The 20,737-nt window shown below is 70.1% G+C and carries 13 protein-coding genes; 6 read left to right on the top strand and 7 right to left on the bottom strand.

The features are described 5' to 3' along the window. Positions 1 to 173: 173 nt before the first annotated feature. Together OG959_RS24195 and OG959_RS24190 are read right to left on the bottom strand one after the other, a co-directional pair. Positions 174 to 3,728 (bottom strand): CDP-glycerol glycerophosphotransferase family protein, encoded by a 3,555-nt coding sequence (locus OG959_RS24195; RefSeq protein WP_442805615.1) that lies wholly within the window; start codon positions 3,726 to 3,728, stop codon positions 174 to 176. Between the two features lie 139 nt (positions 3,729 to 3,867). Further along, the gene (locus tag OG959_RS24190) at positions 3,868 to 4,473 is read right to left on the bottom strand and encodes a TetR/AcrR family transcriptional regulator (RefSeq protein WP_326661634.1); all 606 of its coding nucleotides are present in this window, start codon (positions 4,471 to 4,473) and stop codon (positions 3,868 to 3,870) included. A gap of 137 nt (positions 4,474 to 4,610) precedes the next feature. Between OG959_RS24190 and OG959_RS24185 the strand changes: the two genes are divergently transcribed. Together OG959_RS24185 and OG959_RS24180 are read left to right on the top strand one after the other, a co-directional pair. Beyond that, positions 4,611 to 5,573 carry an ABC transporter permease gene (locus OG959_RS24185; protein ID WP_326661632.1) on the top strand — a complete coding sequence of 321 codons (963 nt, stop codon included), beginning with the start codon at positions 4,611 to 4,613 and terminating at the stop codon, positions 5,571 to 5,573. Then, complete coding sequence (locus tag OG959_RS24180; protein WP_326661630.1) at positions 5,566 to 6,345, top strand: ABC transporter ATP-binding protein; 780 nt, start codon at positions 5,566 to 5,568, stop codon at positions 6,343 to 6,345. The genes OG959_RS24185 and OG959_RS24180 overlap by 8 nt, the downstream gene beginning before the upstream one ends. Positions 6,346 to 6,659: 314 nt before the next feature. On the opposite strand, the gene OG959_RS24175 is transcribed toward OG959_RS24180, so the two are convergent. Beyond that, positions 6,660 to 11,693: an NAD-glutamate dehydrogenase gene (locus OG959_RS24175; protein WP_326661628.1), complete on the bottom strand. Its 5,034-nt coding sequence runs from the start codon at positions 11,691 to 11,693 to the stop codon at positions 6,660 to 6,662. 397 nt (positions 11,694 to 12,090) lie between these two features. Here OG959_RS24175 and OG959_RS24170 point away from each other — a divergent pair, with 397 nt between their 5' ends. Continuing rightward, positions 12,091 to 12,657, top strand: a complete 567-nt coding sequence (locus tag OG959_RS24170; RefSeq protein WP_326661626.1) for a DJ-1/PfpI family protein — start codon at positions 12,091 to 12,093, stop codon at positions 12,655 to 12,657. Between the two features lie 18 nt (positions 12,658 to 12,675). On the opposite strand, the gene OG959_RS24165 is transcribed toward OG959_RS24170, so the two are convergent. After that, positions 12,676 to 13,347 carry an HAD family hydrolase gene (locus tag OG959_RS24165; RefSeq protein WP_326661624.1) on the bottom strand — a complete coding sequence of 224 codons (672 nt, stop codon included), beginning with the start codon at positions 13,345 to 13,347 and terminating at the stop codon, positions 12,676 to 12,678. Positions 13,348 to 13,417: 70 nt separating this feature from the next. Then, entirely contained in the window at positions 13,418 to 13,924 is a 507-nt protein-coding gene (locus OG959_RS24160; protein ID WP_326661623.1) for a DUF6912 family protein, read from the bottom strand. Positions 13,925 to 14,214: 290 nt separating this feature from the next. On the opposite strand from OG959_RS24160, the gene OG959_RS24155 reads away from it, so the two are divergent. Then, positions 14,215 to 14,634 carry an Rv3235 family protein gene (locus tag OG959_RS24155; protein WP_326661621.1) on the top strand — a complete coding sequence of 140 codons (420 nt, stop codon included), beginning with the start codon at positions 14,215 to 14,217 and terminating at the stop codon, positions 14,632 to 14,634. A 366-nt stretch (positions 14,635 to 15,000) separates the two neighbouring features. Here the strand turns inward: OG959_RS24155 and secA are convergent, their stop codons facing one another. After that, positions 15,001 to 17,814 carry a preprotein translocase subunit SecA gene (secA, locus tag OG959_RS24150; protein ID WP_219571505.1) on the bottom strand — a complete coding sequence of 938 codons (2,814 nt, stop codon included), beginning with the start codon at positions 17,812 to 17,814 and terminating at the stop codon, positions 15,001 to 15,003. Positions 17,815 to 18,054: 240 nt separating this feature from the next. Here secA and OG959_RS24145 point away from each other — a divergent pair, with 240 nt between their 5' ends. Beyond that, the gene (locus OG959_RS24145) at positions 18,055 to 18,642 is read left to right on the top strand and encodes a GNAT family N-acetyltransferase (protein WP_326661619.1); all 588 of its coding nucleotides are present in this window, start codon (positions 18,055 to 18,057) and stop codon (positions 18,640 to 18,642) included. Positions 18,643 to 18,693: 51 nt separating this feature from the next. After that, a complete protein-coding gene (locus OG959_RS24140; protein ID WP_326661618.1) occupies positions 18,694 to 19,869 on the top strand; it encodes a winged helix-turn-helix domain-containing protein in 1,176 nt (391 codons plus the stop codon). Between the two features lie 34 nt (positions 19,870 to 19,903). Here the strand turns inward: OG959_RS24140 and OG959_RS24135 are convergent, their stop codons facing one another. Then, positions 19,904 to 20,659: a response regulator transcription factor gene (locus OG959_RS24135; protein WP_326661616.1), complete on the bottom strand. Its 756-nt coding sequence runs from the start codon at positions 20,657 to 20,659 to the stop codon at positions 19,904 to 19,906. Positions 20,660 to 20,737: the final 78 nt, after the last annotated feature.

Genomic DNA, 20,737 nt, shown 5'->3' with positions numbered 1-20,737 from the left:
GGCCCGCGGCTCGGATTCCCTGCGCATCCGTGCAAACGCCACTTTCCCTGAATCACTCGAACGGTTCACGCAGTTCGGACAGCCCGTGCGTCAATTCGCGTTCACCACCACGTCACCTCGCACTTCACCGCGCGTCCGCGCCCGCCCGGGGCGTCGTCGCGCAGGGGCGCGGACTACAGCAACCGGTCGGCCACCCGCGCCGCCGCCCGGCCGTCGTCGAGGTCGCAGAAGTCCCGCCGGAAGGCCTCGTACGCCCCCGCGTGTCCCGCGGTCGCCCGGACCGGGTCGCGCAGGGCCTCGATGAGATCGGCGGACTCCGGGATCAGCGGGCCGGGTGCCCGCGATTCGAAGTCGAAGGCGAATCCGCGCAGCGTGTCGCGGTAGTGCTCCAGGTCGTAGGTGTGGAAGAGCATCGGGCGCCCGGTGTGCGCGAAGTCGAACATCATCGAGGAGTAGTCGGTCACCAGCGCGTCGCTGATCAGCATCAGCTCGCCGGCCTCCGGGTAGCGCGAGACATCGCGGACGAATCCCGTGCCGCTGTCCGGGAGCCGGTCGGTGACCAGGTAGTGACGGCGCACCAGCAGGACGGTGTCCGCGCCCAGTTCCCGCTCGGCGGCGGCGAGGTCGAGCCGCAGGTCCATGGTGTAGCGGCCGTTGTTCCTCGGCCGGTCCTCGCGCCAGGTCGGCGCGTAGAGCACGACCCGTTTGCCGTCGGGGATCTGGAGGGTCTCCCGCACCGCGGCGGCGACCTTGGTGCGGTCCGGGGCGTGGAAGAGGTCGTTGCGCGGGTAGCCGCACTCCAGGACCTCGCCCTCGAAGCCGAACGAGCGGCGCAGCACCGGGGTCGAGTACGTGTTGGGCGAGACCAGGAGGCTCCACTGCCGGGCGCGCTGTTCGAGGGTGGCGATGTAGGCACGGTTCGCCTGGGCGGTTCCGGCGAGCTCCAGGCCGATGCGCTTGAGCGGGGTTCCGTGCCAGGTCTGGACGACGGTCTGGCCCTCGCGCCGTTCGAACCACTCGGGCAGCTGGGTGTTGGTGACGATGTGGCGGCTGCGGGCCAGCGCCTCGTGCCAGGCGGCCGATCCGTGCTCCACGGCGGTGGCCCCGGCCGGGATGCGTGCCTGGCTGTCGCGTACGACCCACAGATGCTCCGCACCGGTCCCCCGTCGGATCAGCTCCTCGTGAACGGCTCGCGGTGAGTCCGAGTACTGCCGGCCGTCGAAGCTGCTGAACAGCACCGCGTCGCGCAGCGCCGCGGTGCGCTGTGCCGTGTAGGCCACGCCGAGCAGCCGGCGGGCACGGGGGCCGCGCTCCGCGGCGCCGAGCGGAGGCGCGCAGCTCAGCAGCAGCTGGTCGTGGAAGCGCCGCTCGATGACGTACGCACGGCCTGCCAGGGTGCGGGCGGCGGGCAGCGTGTGGTGGACGGCGGCCGGGAGGCGCAGGGCCGTGTCACGGGTCTCGTCGGCGGCGCCCTTCTCACGGAGGAAGAAGTACCAGTTGCCCTCCCCGAGCGGCAGTTCGCCGCCCCCGCACGTCGCGACGGCGTCCGGCCGCAGCTCGGCCGTGAACCGCCGCTCGTCCTGCGGACCGGTGAACGTGACGGGGAAGACCGCCTCCTCGTGATGGCCGCTGTGCCGGGCCACCAGCTCGACCGGGCGCCCGGGATCGTCCGGGAAGGTGCCCTCCAGGAGCAGCTTCCCTTCCTGCGTCCAGGCGGCCAGTTCCACTGCGGGCTGGACGGGGCGGTCGCTGATCAGCAGATTGCCGCGCGCGCTCACGGTGAGGCCCAGTTCGCGGGGCTCGTCACCGGCCGGTGCGAGGGGGTAGCGGCCCGGCGGGACGGGACCCGGCACGTCGATGGGGGTGCGGCTGCCGCCGGGGCCGACGAGATGGACGCTGTACGGGATGCCCGACCGTCCCTGTGCGGACGCCGGCCGGGCGCCCAGGAGCTCGGTGAGCGGGATCGCGGCCGTGAAGCGACGCCATCCCGTCGCCGAGGGCGTGGTGTCCTCCTGCACCGTCACGGGGCACTCGAAGGCGGTGCCGGAGGAGCGGTGGGTGAGGCTCAGCCGCAGGTCCCGTCCGCCGAGCCGGTTGCGGAGCATGCCGTCGACGACGACGGCCGCGGTGCCGTCGGCCTGCTCGCCCGCGCGGTGGGTCTCGAAGCGTGCGTCGATCCGTTCGGCATGCACGACCAGCCGGTCGCCGTCGAAGACCGGCACGATCCGGTGGTCCCCGTCCGGCCGGTACACGGGCGGCGCCACGGGTGCCTCGGCGGTGCTGGGGGCGGAACGGCGCAGCACCCCGTTCCGGGCGACGCCAAGCTCCAGGCGCCAGGCGACGTGGGCGGCCGGGCCGTCCACGGGGATACGGAGTCTGGCGGGGTCGAGCACCGTCTCGAAGCCCGACCGGTCGTAGTCGTGCAGGCTCTGCCGGGAGCGCGCGGTGGCCTCCGGCTCGGCGGTCCTGCGCAGCCGGAGCGGGATCACCTGCCGCCCGCCCGCCCGGAGCCACCCGGCCCGGAATTCGGAGGCGCCCGAGGCGGCGGGCAGATTGCGGATGTACGCGTACCCCTTCAGTCGCAGCTTGCCGTCCTGCCAGCCGGCCTCCCGGAGCCGGGCGACCAGCGGCAGATCACGCTCGCCGACGCGCAGTACCCGGCCCGGAACCGGCCGGGTCAGCGGTGGGTAGACGGCCCTCCGGCGGCGCAGCCCGCGCACGGCGAACGCGCCGGGTTCGCGCTTGTCGAAGGCGAGCACGGCCAGCAGTTCCTCCGTGCGGCGCTCGCGCACCAGGTGCCACATCAGCCGCAGCCGCAGCGGGAGCCCGTCGAGCACCGCCGGTTCGAGCTGGTCGATGAAGGCGTTGGTGTGCGTCAGGAAGGCTTCGCGGTACGCGTCGTCGCCGTCGGGCAGGACCTCCATGAAGTACCAGAGGTCGTTGGCCAGCGCGTGCGCCTCGTAGTGGCTCTTGTCCGCGGCCGTGCGGTTCTCCTCCAGGAAGGCGCAGACACCCTGCACGTGCGCGACCCGGTCGCGGATGCCGCGGACGACGGCCCGGCCTGCGGTGATCGAGCCGGGGCGGTCACGCCAGTGGTAGACGGGGTCCTTCACGATGTCGACGGAGCCGGCCAGGAAGTGCGCGGGCAGCACGACCGGAATGTCCTCGTACAGCGCGCCGACGGGGAAGGCGAACCCGTGCTCGTCCCAGAAGGAGCGGCGGAAGACCTTGTTGCAGGCGATCCGGTCGCCGGTGAGTTCCCGGTCGCGGGAGATGTGGGTGCGCAGCCGCGTGGTCGCCATGGGCACCCGGAACATGGGCGACTGCTGGAGCCTGCCGTCGGTCCGCAGCCGCAGCACGTTGCCGGACGCGAGATCCGAGCCCGTCTCCTCCAGGGCGCCGACCAGCAGTTCGTACGCCCGCGGCGGGACGATGTCGTCGCTGTCGACGAACGCGAGGTAGCGGCTCTCCGGGTCGCAGTGGCGGACGCCGGTGTTGCGGGCGTGCCCCAGCCCGCCGTTCTCCTGGCTGACCAGCCGGAAGCGGTCGTCCTGCTCGGCGAACCCGGCGGCCAGGGCCGCGCTGCCGTCGGTGGACCCGTCGTCGACCATCACCACTTCGAGGTCGGTGACGGTCTGCTCGGCGAGCGACTTCAGGCAGTCCGTGAGGAAGGGTTCCACGTTGTAGACGGGGACAACGACACTGAGCCGTGGCGGCATGGCGAGCACGTCCGTTCATCGGGGGCCTGGCTATCCGTATGGCTCAACCCCGTGAACGGCCGGGGGTCACCGGTTACGGTCCCCAACGAGTGATGGCGCGGTCATGCGTGCTGACGCCGGCCGCCGCCGCGCGCCCGCCCCGCCCCGGTCAGCGGGTGAGGGCGGCCACGGCCGAGGCCGCCAGGTCGTCCAGGTAGCCCGAGGGAAGCTCGCCCCTGACGACCGCGAGCCGCCAGTAGAGGGGCCCGACGATCAGGTCCAGGGCGCGGTCCGGGTCGCTGTCCTGCGGCAGTTCCCCGCGTGCGACGGCGTCCCGTACGACCACGGCGGCGATGCCCTGCTGCGGGTCGAGCAGGGCGGCCTTGATGGTGTCGGAGATCTCCGGGTTGCGGGCCGCCTCGACCAGCAGGTCCGGGATGACCTGGGAGGCGAGCGGATGGCGCAGGGCGTAGGCGGCCAGTTCGAGCACGGCACGGACGTCTCCGTACAGCGAGCCGGTGGCCGGGGCGGGCATGCCCTGCACGGCGACGGCGGACACCAGGTCCAGGACCAGGTGCAGCTTGGACTTCCAGCGGCGGTAGACCGCGGTCTTGCCGACACCCGCCCTCCGGGCGATGCCCTCGATGGACATCCGGGCGAAGCCGACCGCGGCCAGTTCCTCGAAGACCGCGGTACGGATCGCATCGGTCACGTCCTCGCGCAGCACGGCGGCTCCGGCGGGGGCACGGCGGCGGCTTCCCGGGTCGGTGGTCATGGCCGAATCATAGTCCGCGACGACGAAACGGTTGCGTAGCGACGTCTCGGCGTCCTACCCTCGGCGTTGCGACGATACGGTCCCGTTCCGTCGCGGCCGTACAGTTCCGCCCTGCCCGCCTTCCCTCGAAAGCGATCGTGGTGAGCCAGACAACAGCCCCGGCCCCGGCGGACACCCCGCCGCCCGCCTCCCCGCCCGTCTCCCCGGCCGCCCACGCGCCCGTCCACGCGCCGGGCGAACTCGCCGCTCTCGCCGCCCGCCACGGACTGACCGTGAGCGGAGCCCGTCCGACGCTGCCGTCGTACGTACGGCAGCTGTGGGGGCGGCGGCACTTCATCACGGCGTTCGCCACGGCCAAGCTCACCGCCCAGTACAGCCAGGCGAAGCTCGGCCAGATCTGGCAGATCATGACGCCGCTGCTGAACGCGGCGGTCTACTACTTCATCTTCGGCGTCCTGATGAAGACGAAGCAGGGCGTCAGCGACTTCGTCCCGTTCCTGGTCACCGGCGTCTTCATCTGGACCTTCACCAGTAGCTCGATCACCGCCGGCACCCGTGCGATCAGCGGCAACATCGGCCTCGTACGGGCCCTGCACTTCCCCCGGGCCTCGCTGCCGATCGCGATGGCCCTGCAACAGCTCCAGCAGCTGCTGTTCTCACTGGCCGCGCTGGTGCTGATCCTGCTGGCCGTCGGCCAGTACCCGCAGCCGTCCTGGCTGCTGGCGGTACCGGCCCTGGCCCTGCAGGCGGTGTTCAACACCGGTGTCTCGATGGTCTTCGCCCGACTGGCCGCCCGGACCCCGGACATCTCCCAGCTGATGCCCTTCATCCTGCGCACCTGGATGTACGCCTCGGGCGTCATGTGGAGCCTCGACACGAGCCTGGCGGGCGACCGGGTCCCGTACCTGGCGAAGCTGGCGCTGGAGATCAATCCGGCCGCCGTCTACATCGACCTGATGCGATTCGCCCTCATCGACAGCTTCCACGGCTCGCAGCTTCCCCCACACGTGTGGGCCGTCGCCACCGGCTGGGCGCTGGTGTGCGGCGTGGGCGGGTTCGTCTACTTCTGGCAGGCCGAGGAGAGTTACGGACGTGGCTGAGAGCACGGATTCAGCGGTACCGACGGTCGTCGTCGACGACGTCCACATCACGTACAAGGTCAACGGCGCCCGTACGGGCAAGGGCAGCGCCACCTCGGCCCTCAGCCGGATCGTCTCGCGCCGGCAGGCCCCCGGAGTGCGCGAGGTGCACGCGGTGAAGGGGGTGAGCTTCGCCGCGTACAAGGGAGAGGCGATCGGACTGATCGGCTCCAACGGCTCGGGGAAGTCGACCCTGCTCAAGGCGATCGCCGGACTGCTGCCCGCCACGAAGGGACGCGTCCACACCCGGGGCCAGCCCTCGCTGCTCGGGGTGAACGCGGCGCTGATGAGCGATCTGACCGGCGAACGCAACGTCGTGCTCGGCGGGCTCGCGATGGGCATGAGCCGCGAGGAGATCCGCGCACGCTACGCCGGCATCGTCGACTTCTCCGGCATCAACGAGAAGGGCGACTTCATCACGCTGCCGATGCGCACGTACTCCTCCGGCATGGGCGCCCGGCTGCGCTTCTCCATCGCGGCCGCCAAGGACCACGACGTCCTCCTGATCGACGAGGCGCTCTCCACGGGCGACGCCCGCTTCCAGCGGCGCAGCAAGGACCGGATCATCGAACTGCGCGAGCAGGCGGGCACGGTCTTCCTGGTCAGCCACCACAACAAGTCGATCACCGAAACCTGCGACCGGGCGATCTGGCTGGAGGCGGGGACCTTGCGGATGGACGGCCCGGCGAAGGAGGTCGTCGCAGCGTACGAGCGGTTCACCGGCAAGAAATAGCCGTTCCACGTTCGCCCGCCACTTCGACCTCAGCCGGCGCATAAAGCCCGTCCATCACACTGGCCTCAGCGGGCATCTCAAGCCCGTCCATCACACCGGCCTCAGCGGGCATCTCAAGCCCGTCCGGCGATTGAGGACAAGCCCGAGCCCCGGCCGAAGCCGCACATCCCGCCCGCCCGGCGCACCGAGCCCGTCCGGCGACTGAGGACAAACCCTCAGCCCCGGACGGGCCGCACCTTCTCCGGCCCGCCCGGCCCGAGGACAAGGCGGCCACCGAAACCGGAACGCACCGGCAGCCACCTCACCCCCGCACGCTAGGCGTGCGTCCGCAGCAGCGTCCGCATCGTCCGCATCGCCACCGACAGGTTCGCCAGGTCGAACGCGTCCGACCCCTGGATCTCTTCCAGCGTGGAGCGCGAGCGCGACAGGATCGCCGCGTTCTGCTCCTCCCACGCCTTGAACCGCTCCTCGGGCGAGGAGGACCCGTTGCCCACGCTCAGCACGTCACCCGTGAGCGCCGCGTGTGCCGCGTACAGGTCCTCGCGGATGGAGGCACGGGCCATCGACTGCCAGCGGTCCGCCCTCGGCAACTCGATGATCCGGTCCATCAGCTGCGTGATGCCCAGCCGGTCCGCGAGGTCGTAGTACACCTCGGCGACGGACAGCGGGTCCTTGCCCGTGCGGTCGGCGATCGCCACGATGTCGAGCGCCGGGAACGCCGACGAGAATCCGGCGACGCGCTGCGCGAGCACGTCCGGGACACCCGCCTCGGTGAGCTCGTCCAGGATTCCCTGGTACCACTCCTGGTCCGCGCCCATCAGCATCTTGGGCAGCTCGGCCCAGACCTGCTCGACCCCGTCACGGAAGAAGTCGATCGTTCCGGCGATCTCCAGCGGCTGCGGCCGGTTGCCGAGCAGCCAGCGCGAGCCGCGCTCGACGAGACGTCGCGAGTGCAGCCGGATCCGGGTCTGCACATCGGCCGCGACCTCGTTGTCGAGCGCCTCGACGGCGTCCCACACCTCACCGAGGCCGAAGATCTCCCGGGCCGCGAACTGGGCCCGCACGATCTCCCCGATCGAGGCACCGGTCTCTTCCCGCAACCGGTGCAGGAACGTCGAACCACCGGTGTTCACCGTGTCGTTCACCAGGACCGTGGTGATGATCTCGCGCCGCAGCGCGTGCCCGTCGACCGCGTCCGGGTAGCGCTCGCGCAGTTGCTGCGGGAAGTAGGCGTGCAGCAGCTTCTGCAGATGCGGGTCGTCCGGCAGGTTCGTCCCGATCAGCTCCTGCGCCGCCGTGATCTTCGTGTAGGCGAGCAGGACGGCCAGCTCGGGCTGGCTGAGCCCCTTGCCCGCGTTCAGCAGTTCACGGATCTGCCGGTCGGTGGGCAGGAACTCCAGGGCCCGGTCGAGGTACCCGTCGCGGCCGAGACGGCGCATGAAGCGCTGCTGGGCGTGGAGCAGGGAGGGCGCCTGGGCGACCGAGTTGGCGAGTGCGGTGTTCTGCGCGTAGTTGTTGCGCAGCACCAGGTGGCCGATCTCGTCGGTCATCTCGGCGAGCAGCTTGTTGCGCTGCTTGACCGTCATGTCGCCGTCCCGCACCAGGCCGTTGAGCAGGATCTTGATGTTCACCTCGTGGTCGGAGGTGTCCACACCGGCGCTGTTGTCGATCGCGTCGGTGTTGATCCGGCCGCCGGTACGGGCGAACTCGATGCGGCCGAGCTGGGTGGCCCCGAGGTTGCCGCCCTCGCCGACGACCTTGGCGCGCAGGTCCTCGCCGTTGACGCGGATCGCGTCGTTGGCCTTGTCCCCGACGTCCGCGTTCGACTCGGCGGAGGACTTGATGTACGTACCGATGCCGCCGTTCCACGCGAGGTCGACGGGGGCCTTGAGGATGGTCTGCATCAGGTCGGCGGGCGTCATCTTGGTGACCCCGGCCTCGATGCCGAGCGCCTCACGCATATGGGCGTTGACCGGGATCGACTTGGCACTGCGCGGGTGGATGCCGCCACCCGCGGAGATCAGCCCCTTGTCGTAGTCGGCCCAGGAGCTGCGCGGCAGGTCGAAGAGGCGGCGGCGCTCGGCGTACGAGGTCGCTGCGTCCGGCTTCGGGTCGATGAAGATGTGCCGGTGGTCGAAGGCCGCGACGAGGCGGATGTGCTCGGAGAGCAGCATCCCGTTACCGAAGACGTCGCCGGACATGTCGCCGACGCCGACGACGGTGAAGTCCTCGGTCTGCGTGTCGTGGCCGAGCTCCCGGAAGTGCCGCTTGACGGACTCCCAGGCGCCGCGGGCGGTAATGCCCATGCCCTTGTGGTCGTAACCGGCCGAACCACCGGAGGCGAACGCGTCACCGAGCCAGAAGCCGTACGCGACGGCGACCTCGTTGGCGATGTCGGAGAACTTCGCGGTGCCCTTGTCGGCGGCGACGACGAGGTAGGTGTCGTCCTCGTCGTGCCGGACGACCTCCTTGGGCGGCACGACCTCGCCGGCGACCATGTTGTCGGTGATGTCGAGCAGCGCCGAGATGAAGGTGCGGTACGAGGCGATGCCCTCGGCCATCCAGGCGTCACGGTCGACGGCCGGGTCCGGCAGCTGCTTGGCGACGAAGCCGCCCTTGGCGCCGACCGGGACGATGACGGTGTTCTTCACCATCTGCGCCTTGACCAGGCCGAGGATCTCCGTACGGAAGTCCTCGCGCCGGTCCGACCAGCGCAGACCACCGCGGGCGACCTTTCCGAAGCGCAGGTGGACGCCCTCGACGCGCGGCGAGTAGACCCAGATCTCGAACGCCGGGCGGGGCGCGGGCAGGTCCGGGATCGACTGCGGGTCGAACTTCATCGACACGTAGTTGTGCGGCTTGCCGCTCTCCGCGCGCTGGAAGAAATTGGTGCGCAGGGTGGCCTTGATGACGGTGAGGAAGGACCTCAGGATCCGGTCCTCGTCGAGCGAGGCGACCTGGTCCAGGGCGCCGTCGAGTTCTTCGAGGAGCCCGTCGGTCAGTTCGGTACCGGCGCTCTGCCGCTCCGGCGACATCCGGGCCTCGAACAGCGAGACCAGCAGCCGGGTGGTGTGGACGTTGTTCTGGAGGGTGCTCTCCATGTAGTCCTGGCTGAAGGTCGATCCGGCCTGGCGCAGGTACTTGGCGTAGGCGCGCAGCACCATGGCCTGCCGCCAGTTCAGACCGGCGCTCAGCACCAGCGCGTTGAAGCCGTCGTTCTCCGCCTCGCCGGTCCACACGGCGGCGAACGCCTCCTGGAACCGTTCCCGGGCGTCGTCGGCCAGGTAGCCGCCGTTGGCCGTGGCCTGCGGCATCCGCAGCCCGAAGTCGTAGATCCAGGCGTGCGTACGGTCCGCGCAGCGCAGCTCGTACGGACGCTCGTCGACGACCTCGACACCGAGCCGCTGGAGCGCCGGCAGGACGGCGGACAGCGAGACCTGCTCACCGGTCCGGTAGATCTTGAACCGGCGCTCGCCGGGTGCGGCGCCGACCGGTTCGTACAGGCTGAGGGCGAAGTCCTTCTCGTCCTCCTTGAGGGCTTCGAGGTGGACCAGGTCGGCCACGGCGGAGCGCGGCGAGTGGTCGGCCTTGTAGCCCTCGGGGAACGAGTGCCCGTAGTGACGGAGCAGCTCGGCGGCGCGCTCCTCACCGCATTCGGCGCCCAGCGCCTCCTGGAATCCGTCGGCCCAGGACCGGGCTGCCTCGACGAGCCGGGCCTCGATGCGGTCGGCCTCGGCGTCGGTGAGGCTGGGCAGCTCGCTGCCGGGGGCGACCCGGACGACAAAGTGGAGCCTGGACAGGATCGACTCGGTGTTCCAGGCGGTGAAGTCGACGCTGGTGCCGTTCAGCTCCTCCTTGAGGATGTCGATCAGCCGCAGGCGCACACCGGTGGTGTAGCGGTCGCGCGGCAGGTAGACGATCGCGGAGTAGTAGCGCCCGTACTCGTCCTGGCGCAGGTAGAGCCGGAGCCGGCGCCGCTCCTGGAGGTAGAGCACCGAGGTGACGATGGAGCGCAGCTGGTCGGGCGGCGTCTGGAAGAGCTCGTCGCGCGGGTACGTCTCCAGGATCTGCAGCAGGTCGCGGCCGTCGTGGCTGTTGTACGAGAAGCCCGCGCCCTCCAGCACCTCGGCGACCTTGCGGCGGATGACGGGCACCCGGCGCACGGACTCGGTGTAGGCGGCGGACGAGAACAGTCCGAGGAAGCGGCGCTCGCCGATGACGTTGCCCTCGGCGTCGAACTTCTTCACGCCGACGTAGTCGAGGTAGCTGGGACGGTGCACGGTCGCCCGGCTGTTGGCCTTGGTCAGGACGAGGAGCTTGTGCTCACGGGCCTTGGCGCGGACATCGGCGGGCAGCCGGTCGAAGGAGGGACTGACCGGGTGCGCCTCGTCCTCGCTGTGCTGCGGGTCGGCGCGCAGGATACCGAGGCCGGTGCCGGGCACGGCGGCCAGCGCGTCGCTGTCCTTCAGCTCGTACTCGCGGTAGCCGAGGAAGGTGAAGTGGTCGGCGGCGAGCCAGCGCAGCAGCTCCCGCGCCTCGTTCACCTCGTCGTCGGCGAGGTCGTCGAGCGGTTCGCCGGGTAGGTCGTCGGCGATGCGCAGCGCGGCGTCCCGCATCTTCTCCCAGTCCTCGACGGTCTCCCGTACGTCGGACAGGACCCGCAGGAGGTCGAGCTGGATCTGCTTGAGGTCGGCGCGGTCGGTCTCGCGGTCGATCTCGACGTGGATCCAGGACTCGACGAGCGCGTCGTGCGGCAGCTCGGCCTTGGCGTCCTTCGCCCCCTTGGCGTTCTTCCGGCCGGCCTGGGGGTCCGTCGAGATGCCTACGCCCTCGGTGAGGACCTCGATCAGCTTGCCGGTCACGTCGCGGCGGACGATGACCTGCGGGTGGATCACGACGTGGATGCCGCGGCCCTGGCGGGACAGCTCGTTGGTGACGGAGTCGACCAGGAACGGCATGTCGTCGGTCACGACCTCGACGACGGAGTGGCTGCAGGTCCAGCCGTTCTCCTCGACGGTCGGGGTGTGGACCCGGACGTTGGCCGTGCCCTGCGGGCGGTCCTCGGCGAGCCGGTAGTGGGAGGAGGCGGCGCCGAAGACGTCGACCGGGTCCCGGCCGGCGATGTCCTCCGGAGCGGTGTGGAGGTAGTAGCGCTGGAGATAGGCGAGCAGTACGTCCTGACGCGAACGCTCCTGCCCGGCCCCGGTGCTGTCGTCGGCGCCGGTCGCCGCGACCTTCACCCGGGGGCTACCGCCCGGGCCACCGACACCACCGCCCGGGCTGTTGTCAGCTACCTCGGCAGCCCGTGCGAGCAGCTCGGCCTTGGCTTCGTCCAGCTTGGTCTGCATGTCCTCTGGCTCCTGTCGCGCGCCGTTGCGTGACGTAGGTGAAAAAGACGACGTACCGCCACGACACGGGGTTTCCGGTCTGAGTCGACGCTATGCCGCTATGAGAGACGCCCGGGACCTTATTGGCCATTTTCGGCGGTCGGGTCGGGCTGAGGGGATCAGTGATGGCCCGGGTGCTGTGGCACTCCGGGCGCAGGCCGGGGGCTTCGCTGCCCCCGAGGCGTATCGCGCTGATCACGGGGTCCAGGCTATCTCGCCCGCCCCCGTCACCGTCACGAGCCGTATGTGTACAAAAGAAGGCCCCGAACTTTGACACTCTGGACAGCGCGCAAGCCCTGACTGCCGCACTCTGGTACCGGTAAACAGAACAGGCCGACGCACCGTGGGGAGCCCCGCCATGGCACCGAAGATCCTGATCGTCACCGGCGACGCCGCCGAGTCCCTCGAAGTCCTCTATCCGTACCAGCGGCTGCGCGAGGAGGGTTACGAGGTCCACATCGCCGCCCCCTCCCGCAAGACGCTCCGCTTCGTGGTCCATGACTTCGAGCCCGGCTTCGACACCTACACCGAGAAGCCCGGCTACACCTGGCCCGCCGACCTGGCCTTCTCCGAGGTCGACCCGGACGACTACGTGGCCCTGGTCGTCCCGGGCGGGCGCGCTCCCGAATACCTGCGCAACGACGCCGGTCTCCGCACGATCCTCTCGGCGTTCTTCGACACGGACCGCCCGGTGGCCCAGATCTGCCACGGCCCGCTGATGACGGCCGCGGCCGGCGCGCTGAAGAACCGCCGGGTCACGGCCTATCCCGCGCTGGAGCCGGACATGGAAACGGCCGGGGCCGCCTTCGAGGACACCGAGGTCGTGGTGGACGGCACCCTGGTCTCGTCCCGCGCCTGGCCGGACCACTCGGCCTGGATGCGTGAGTTCCTGACCGTGCTCCGCACAAAGGCACCGGTGACCTGAGCCCTGTGGGGTGGGCGGCTACTCGCTCAGCTGCTGGGCGAGGGCCGCGGCCTCGGCCAGGGTGTCCACGACGGGCACCCCCGCCGCCTCCAGACTGGTCCGGCTGTGCGAACCGCCGGTGAAGAGCACCGCCTTCGCTCCGACATGGGCCGCGGCCACCGCGTCGTCCACGGCGTCACCGATGACCACCGTGTACGCGGGCGATATCCCGTCCAGTGCCGCGAAATGCCGCTCCATGTGCTGCGCCTTGCTGCCGCCGGACGGTCCGGTGCGCCCGTCGACGCGCACGAAGTGCCGCTCGATGCCGTATCCCCGCACGACGGGGACCAGGTGTTCATGCCCGTACATGCTCAGCAGGGACTGGCTCCGGCCGGCCAGCTGCCACTGCGCGAGCAGTTCCGCGGCCCCCTGGGTCAGCCCGCAGGCCTCGCGCTGCTCGGTGTAGTGACGGTGGAAGACCCCGTCCATCCGCTCCCACTCGACGTCCGTGGGCAGCCGGCCCATCAGGCGCTCGTAGAAGCGGGGTATCGGGATGCAGTACATCTCGCGGTACTGCTCCAGGGTGATCGGCGCCAGGCCGATCTCGGCGAACGCGGCGTTCGTCGCGCCGACGACCGCGATGTTGTCGTCGAGCAGAGTGCCGTTCCAGTCCCAGACCAGATGCGTGCGGTGCTTCCCGTTCGTCCCCATGCGAGAAAAATACCCGCTGCCACCGACAACCGGACGAACAGCCCTTCGCACGGCCCTCCGCGGGCCCCGCTCAGCCGATCAGATTCGGGATCTCCTGGATGCCGAACCACAGGAGCTCGTGGTCCTCGGCGCCGTCGACGGTGAACTGGGCGTCGTCGTCCCCGAGGTCCGCCGCTCCCAGGGCGGCCGCGGCGGCGGTGACGTCCTTGTCGGCCTCGTCCGAGTCGACGTGCACGGCGGCGGCCTCGGCCAGCGCGACCGCGGCGGCGATGGTGACCTCACCGAGTGAGGAGGCGTCCAGGATGTGGTCCGGGTCGGCGACCGCGGCCCCGTCCGGCACGTCGACGGCGACGACGACACGTCGCCGGACGGCTCCCGGGTCCCCCGCGATCAACCGCAGCGACGCGGACGCGGCCCGGTTGAGCGCCGCGTACTCCAGCTCCTCGATGTCGTCGGAGACGTACCACTCGCGCAGCGCGGGGGTCACCGCGTAGGCGGTCAACGGGCCTGGGCCGACCTCGCCGGCCCGGTGCGCCGCTGCGAGCCCGGAGAGGGTCAGGGGGACGTACACGCGCATCACTGGGGTCGCTTTCGTAGTCGGAACGCCCTCAGGATACGTGGGGCGTCCCCCTTTGGGGTTACGTGTCCGGCCCCCGCCCCGTCCACCCGGCAACCGCCCCTCACCCTGCCCGGCCCGCCCCGGGCCCCCTCACCGGACCGGCCCCGCCACCCGGATAGGTGAATCCCGGAACCTCCTCCCTCGGCCTACCGACGCTTGCGGCCGCCTCCGCCGTCCCCGTAGAAGATCCACAGCAGAAGTTACCGCCCGGTACTCGGCCGGGCCTCTGAAGCACGGGGGCGACAGCGATGAGCACGAACAGGACCCGGCCCGCCGGACGGCACGACGCACGCAGGCCCGAAGCCGTACCCGCACAACACCGCCGGACCGACCGGCGGATCCGGCCCCACCACTGGTTCGCGGAACGCCTCCTGGCGGTCCTCAGCGGCCAGCGCCCCGTCCACTGGATGCTCGGCCACACGATCGGCGAGGCCTACGACCAGCTCGCCGAACTGGCCCCCGCCACCCCGCTCAGGAGCCGCGGCGCCCGCCCGGTCATCCGCATGTGCCGAGGCGCCCAGCCGGCTCCCGGCGTCGTGGAGGCCTGCGCGAGCATCGCGGCGGGCGAACAGGTCCGCGCGATGGCCTTCCGCCTGGAACAGGGCCCCGACCTCCGCTGGCGCTGCGCCGCGGTGGAACTGGGCAACACCCCGGTACGCCACCCCTGAAGCCCCACAGCCCCCTCTCCCTTCCCTCTGCCCCCTCCCCACTCCCTTCCCCTGCCCCCTCCTCCCCCTTCCGCTCCCTCCTCTCCCTTCCGTCCCCTCCACTCCCCCTCCGCCCCCTCCGTCCTCCCTCCCCCGTCCCTCCGCCCTCCCTTCCCTCTCCAACCCACCCGGCCCTTCCAGCCCCTCCGGCGTTTGAGGAGCGGGGTCCGGGGCGGAGCCCCGGTTACGGGAAGGGGCGGGGAGGGGAACAGGCCCGCCGCAGGCGCACCACCCGCTCACCCACACACCACAACGCACACGCACAACGGCCGGGGCCGGACACCCAACGGTGCCCGGCCCCGGCCGCAGAACAACAATCAGCGCACGCTACTTCTTGCGGCGACGCCCACCGCCACCACTCTTCTGCGCCTTGCGCCGCTCCGCCCGGGTGAGCCCGTCCGAATCCCCGGAGGCCCCACCGTCACCGTTGGAGAAGTCGCCCTCGACGACACCGCCCTCCCCGTCCACCGTGGGAGCGGAGAAGTGCAGCCGGTCCGGACGCTGCGGAGCGTCGAGCCCCTTGGCCCGGATCTCCGGACGCGCCGCCGGAACGGCGTCCTCCTTGGACAGCGACGTCGCCGCGTCCTGGACGGGAACCTCCTCGACCTGCTGCTCGACCTGGACCTCCAGGTTGAACAGGTAGCCGACGGACTCCTCCTTGATGCCCTCCATCATGGCGTTGAACATGTCGAAGCCCTCACGCTGGTACTCGACCAGCGGGTCCTTCTGCGCCATGGCACGGAGGCCGATGCCCTCCTGGAGATAGTCCATCTCGTAGAGGTGCTCACGCCACTTGCGGTCCAGGACGGACAGGACCACGCGCCGCTCCAGCTCACGCATGATGTCGGAGCCGAGCGTCTTCTCCCGCTCGTCGTACTGCTCGTGGATGTCGTCCTTGACGGACTCGGCGATGAACTCGGCGGTGACACCGGCGAGATCCCCGGCGGCCTCCTCCAGCTCGGCAACCGTGACCTTCACCGGGTAGAGCTGCTTGAACGCGCCCCACAGCCGGTCCAGGTCCCACTCCTCGGCGAACCCCTCCGCCGTCTCCTGGCGGATGTAGTCGTCGATCGTGTCGTCCATGAAGTGACGGATCTGGTCCTGCAGATCCTCGCCCTCCAGGACCCGGCGCCGCTCGCCGTAGATGACCTCACGCTGCCGGTTGAGCACCTCGTCGTACTTCAGGACGTTCTTACGCGTCTCGAAGTTCTGCTGCTCGACCTGCGACTGCGCCGACGCGATGGCCCGCGTCACCATCTTGTTCTCGATCGGCACATCGTCGGGCACATTGGCCATCGACATGACGCGCTCGACCATCTGCGCCTTGAACAGACGCATCAGGTCGTCGCCGAGCGAGAGGTAGAAGCGGGACTCGCCCGGGTCGCCCTGACGGCCGGAACGACCACGGAGCTGGTTGTCGATACGGCGCGACTCGTGCCGCTCGGTGCCCAGGACGTACAGCCCGCCGAGGTCCTTGACCTCGTCGTGCTCGGCCTTCACGGCCTGTTCGGCCTTCTCCAGGGCGGCGGGCAGCGCCGCCGCCCACTCCTCGACGTGCTCGACCGGGTCGAGTCCGCGCTGACGCAGATCCGCCTCGGCCAGGTCGTCGGGGTTGCCGCCCAGCTTGATGTCCGTACCGCGGCCCGCCATGTTCGTCGCGACCGTGACGGCGCCCTTGCGACCGGCCTGCGCGATGATCGGCGCTTCCCGGTCGTGCTGCTTGGCGTTGAGGACCTCGTGCTGGACACCGCGCTTGGAGAGCTGCTGCGAGAGGTACTCGGACTTCTCGACCGAGGTGGTGCCGACCAGGATCGGCTGGCCCTTCTCGTGCTTCTCGGCGATGTCGTCGACGACGGCGGCGAACTTCGCGACCTCGGTGCGGTAGATCAGGTCCGACTGGTCGGCCCGGACCATCGGCCGGTTGGTCGGGATCGGCACCACGCCGAGCTTGTAGATCTGGTGGAACTCGGCGGCCTCGGTCATCGCCGTACCGGTCATGCCCGAGAGCTTGCCGTAGAGGCGGAAGAAGTTCTGCAGGGTGATCGTGGCGAGGGTCTGGTTCTCGTCCTTGATGTCCACCCCTTCCTTCGCCTCGATCGCCTGGTGCATGCCCTCGTTGTAGCGGCGGCCGGCGAGGATACGGCCGGTGTGCTCGTCGACGATCATGACTTCGCCGTCGATGACGACGTAGTCCTTGTCCTTCTTGAAGAGTTCCTTGGCCTTGATCGCGTTGTTGAGGTACCCGACGAGGGGGGTGTTCACCGACTCGTAGAGGTTCTCGATGCCGAGCCAGTCCTCGACCTTCGCGACACCGGGCTCGTGGATCGCGACGGTCCGCTTCTTCTCGTCGACCTCGTAGTCGCCGGTCTCCTCGATGCCCTTGAGCGGGTTGCCCGCTTCGCCCTTGGTCAGACGCGTGACCAGCTTGGCGAAGTCGCCGTACCACTTGGTGGCCTGGTCGGCGGGGCCGGAGATGATCAGCGGCGTACGGGCCTCGTCGACCAGGATCGAGTCGACCTCGTCGACGATCGCGAAGTTGTGACCGCGCTGGACGAGCTCGTCCTGCGCCCAGGCCATGTTGTCGCGGAGGTAGTCGAAACCGAACTCGTTGTTCGTTCCGTACGTGATGTCGCAGCCGTACTGCTCGCGGCGCTGGGCCGGAGTCATGTTGGCGATGATGCAGCCGACGCTCAGTCCGAGGAACTTGTGGACCCGGCCCATCATCTCCGAGTCACGCTCGGCCAGATAGTCGTTGACCGTGATCAGGTGCACGCCCTTGCCCGAGAGTGCGTTGAGATACGCGGGCAGGGTGCCGACGAGGGTCTTGCCCTCGCCGGTCTTCATCTCGGCCACGTAACCGAGGTGCAGGGCTGCGCCGCCCATCATCTGGACGTCGTAGTGGCGCTGTCCGAGGACCCGCTTGGCGGCCTCACGGACGGTCGCGAATGCCTCGGGGAGCAGGTCGTCCAGGCTCTCGCCGTCCGCGTACCGTTCCTTGTACTCGTCGGTGAGCGCCCGCAGCTCGGCGTCGGAGAGGTTGACGAAGTCCTCTTCGATGGAGCTGACCTGGTCCGCGATGCGGTGCAGTTTGCGCAGGATCTTGCCTTCGCCTGCACGCATGAGCTTGTTGAAGACGGACACTGAGGCTGGTCTCCTTGCCGGTCGGGCCTGGCACTGGGTCGTGTTATGGACTCTGGCGCGGGCACGGCAGGTGGGCCCCACCGCAACGGCCATCGTAAGCGAGGACCCCGCCGCGCCGGGAGGGCTGCCACCGCGTTGACCCCGCAGTGCCCTTCCGAATCAACGGCCGAAGGGTGCCGAAGGTGCCGGGAAGACCGAAAAGTACTCGCCACACGACGGTTCCCTCACCAGAATCCGTACATGGAGCCGATCACTCTCACCACCGACCGCCTGCTGCTGCGCCCCTTCGTGCCGGGCGACGCGGACGCGCTGCACACGGCCTGCCAGGACCCCGACATCCAGCGCTGGACGGTCGTCCCCTCGCCGTACGGCCGCGCGGACGCGGAGCTCTTCGCCCGGCAGCTCTCACCGGGCGGCTGGCAGGACGACTCCATGTACAACTTCGCCGTGGTGGTGCGCGACGGCGGCGCCCTGGCCGGTGCGCTCGGCATCAACCGGCGTACCGGGCCGGGGACGTACGAGGTCGGCTTCTGGACCGCCAGGGAGCACCGCGGCCTCGGTTACACGACGGAGGCGGTCCTCTGCGCCGCCCGCTGGACCTTCACCGCGCTCGGCGGGGACCGGCTGGAGTGGCGGGCCGAGACCGGCAACCTTCCCTCGCGAGCGGTCGCGCTGCGTGCCGGCTTCCACATGGAGGGCGGCCAGCGCTCCGGGCTGATCAACAAGGGCGTGCGCCGCGACACGTGGGTCGGCGCCCTGCTCCCGTCCGACCTCGGGCTGCCCGGCACCGACGCGTATCTGCCGGCCGACGCCGTCGGACGGGCATGAGGGGCGCCGGCCCCGTCCGGGATGTCAGTGCCGCCCTCTAGGGTGCGTGGCATGACGTCTGTGCAGCCTCCCGCAGCCGAACTCTCCGCCGACCAGGCCCGCCGGATCGCGCTGCGCGCCCAGGGCTTCCTCGGCGCCCCGGACCGAGGGGCCGGGGTGCCCGGGGTCCTGCGCCACCTGGGCGCCGTACAGCTCGACACGATCTCGGTGCTCGCGCGTTCGCACGAGCTGATTCCGTACGCGCGCCTGGGCATGATCGGCCGCCAGTCGGTCGAGGAGGCGTACTGGTCGGGCGGTCGCGCCTTCGAGTACTGGTCGCACGCGGCCTGCATCCTGCCGGTCGAGGAGTGGCCGCATTTCGCCTTCCGCCGCCGCGCCTACCGTTCCCGCCCGCAGTGGCATCACGATCTGCCCGACGGCGCCTACGAGACCGTCATCAAGCAGCTGCGCACCGAGGGTCCGCTGACCGCGACGGAACTGGGCGGCGCGAAGAACGGCGGGGAGTGGTGGGACTGGTCCGCCTCAAAGGTGGCCGTCGAGCGGGCTCTCATGTACGGCGAGGTCGTGTGCACCCAGCGGCGCGGCTGGAAGCGGGTCTACGACCTCGCGGAGCGCGCCCTTCCCGCCGCCGTGCTGCACGACGATCTGGACGACGCGGAGTGCCTGCGCCGGCTGGTGGCGCTCGCGGGGCGGTCACTGGGTGTCGGCACCCGCATGGACATCGCCGACTACCACCGGATCAAGGGCGAGCAGTTCGATGCCGTGGTGGCGGACTCCGGGCTGGTGCCGGTGACGGTCCAGGGCTGGGCGAAACCGGCCTGGGCGGATCCGGAGGCCCTGGCGGCCGAGCCGCGCGGGCGCCACCGCACGACGCTGCTTTCGCCGTTCGACTCACTGGTCTGGGAGCGCGCGCGGACCGAGCGGATCTTCGGCTTCACCCACCGCCTGGAGGCGTACGTACCCAAGCCCAAGCGGATCCACGGCTACTTCGCGATGCCGCTCCTGGCGGGCGGCAGGCTGCAGGGCCGGGTAGACCCGGCTCGCGAGGGCACGACGCTGGTGGCCCGGCAGGTGTCCCTGGCGGGCGCCAAGGCCGTGGCGCCGATGGCTCAGGCGCTGGTGGAAGCCGCCTCCTGGGTCGGGTGCACGGAAGTCCGGCTGGAACGGGTGGACGCACCGGAGCTGCGCGCGCCGCTCACCAGGGAAATCGCCCGCGCCCTGGCGTGAGCGCCCGCATTTCCGAGGCTTTACCCCCGCCCGGTCACCTGATCTCCAGGATCTTCTCCCTCATGGCGTAGACCACGGCTTCCATCCGGGAGTGCAGCTGGAGCTTCTCCAGAATGTTGCGGACGTGGTTCTTCACCGTGTTCTCGGAAATGAAGAGTTCCTTCGCGATATCGCGATTGTTCATGCCCGTAGCAACCAGTTTGAGAACTTCGAGCTCACGCTCGGTGAGCCTGGGCGCCGGAACCAGCCGGCGCTCGTCGGTCCGCTGGATCATCGACTTGAACTCGGTGAGCAGTTTGGACGCCATGGACGGGCTGATCTGTGACTGTCCGTCGGCGACGGCGCGAATCGCGGTGGCGACCTCGTCCGTGGAGATCTCCTTGAGGAGATAGCCGGTGGCACCCGCCTTGATCGCGTCGTAGAGGTCCGCTTCCTCGTCGCTGATCGTCAGCATGATGATCTTCGCACTGGGGGCCACCTCCTTGATGGAGGTGCAGGCCTCGATGCCGCCCCGCTTGGGCATGCGGACGTCCATCAGGACGATGTCGGGCAGCAGGTCGGCCGCCTTGTCGACCGCCTCCGCCCCGTCTCCCGCCTCGCCGACGACCTGGATGTCCTCCTCCTGGGCGAGGACGATCTCCAGGCCTCTGCGGAACAGGGCATGGTCGTCGACCACAAGGACTCGGATCGGCTCCTTGCGGGAACCGCTGTCGTCGTCCGTACCGGCACGGTCACCGCCGGCATCATCGGCATCATTCGCATCGCGCACGGGCCCGAAGGTGTCCGCCATCGTTCCTCCCCCTGAAGGCCACGGCCTGAAGTTCGCAAACTGTCCGCCAACGGCAGTTCACAGAGCACCGATTGGCTT

Origin of the sequence: Streptomyces sp. NBC_00385 (assembly GCF_035917155.1) — a bacterium.
Classification (GTDB): domain Bacteria; phylum Actinomycetota; class Actinomycetes; order Streptomycetales; family Streptomycetaceae; genus Streptomyces; species Streptomyces poriferorum.
Note: the sequence above shows the minus strand (reverse complement) of the source record. Positions and strands in the feature narration are given on the sequence as shown.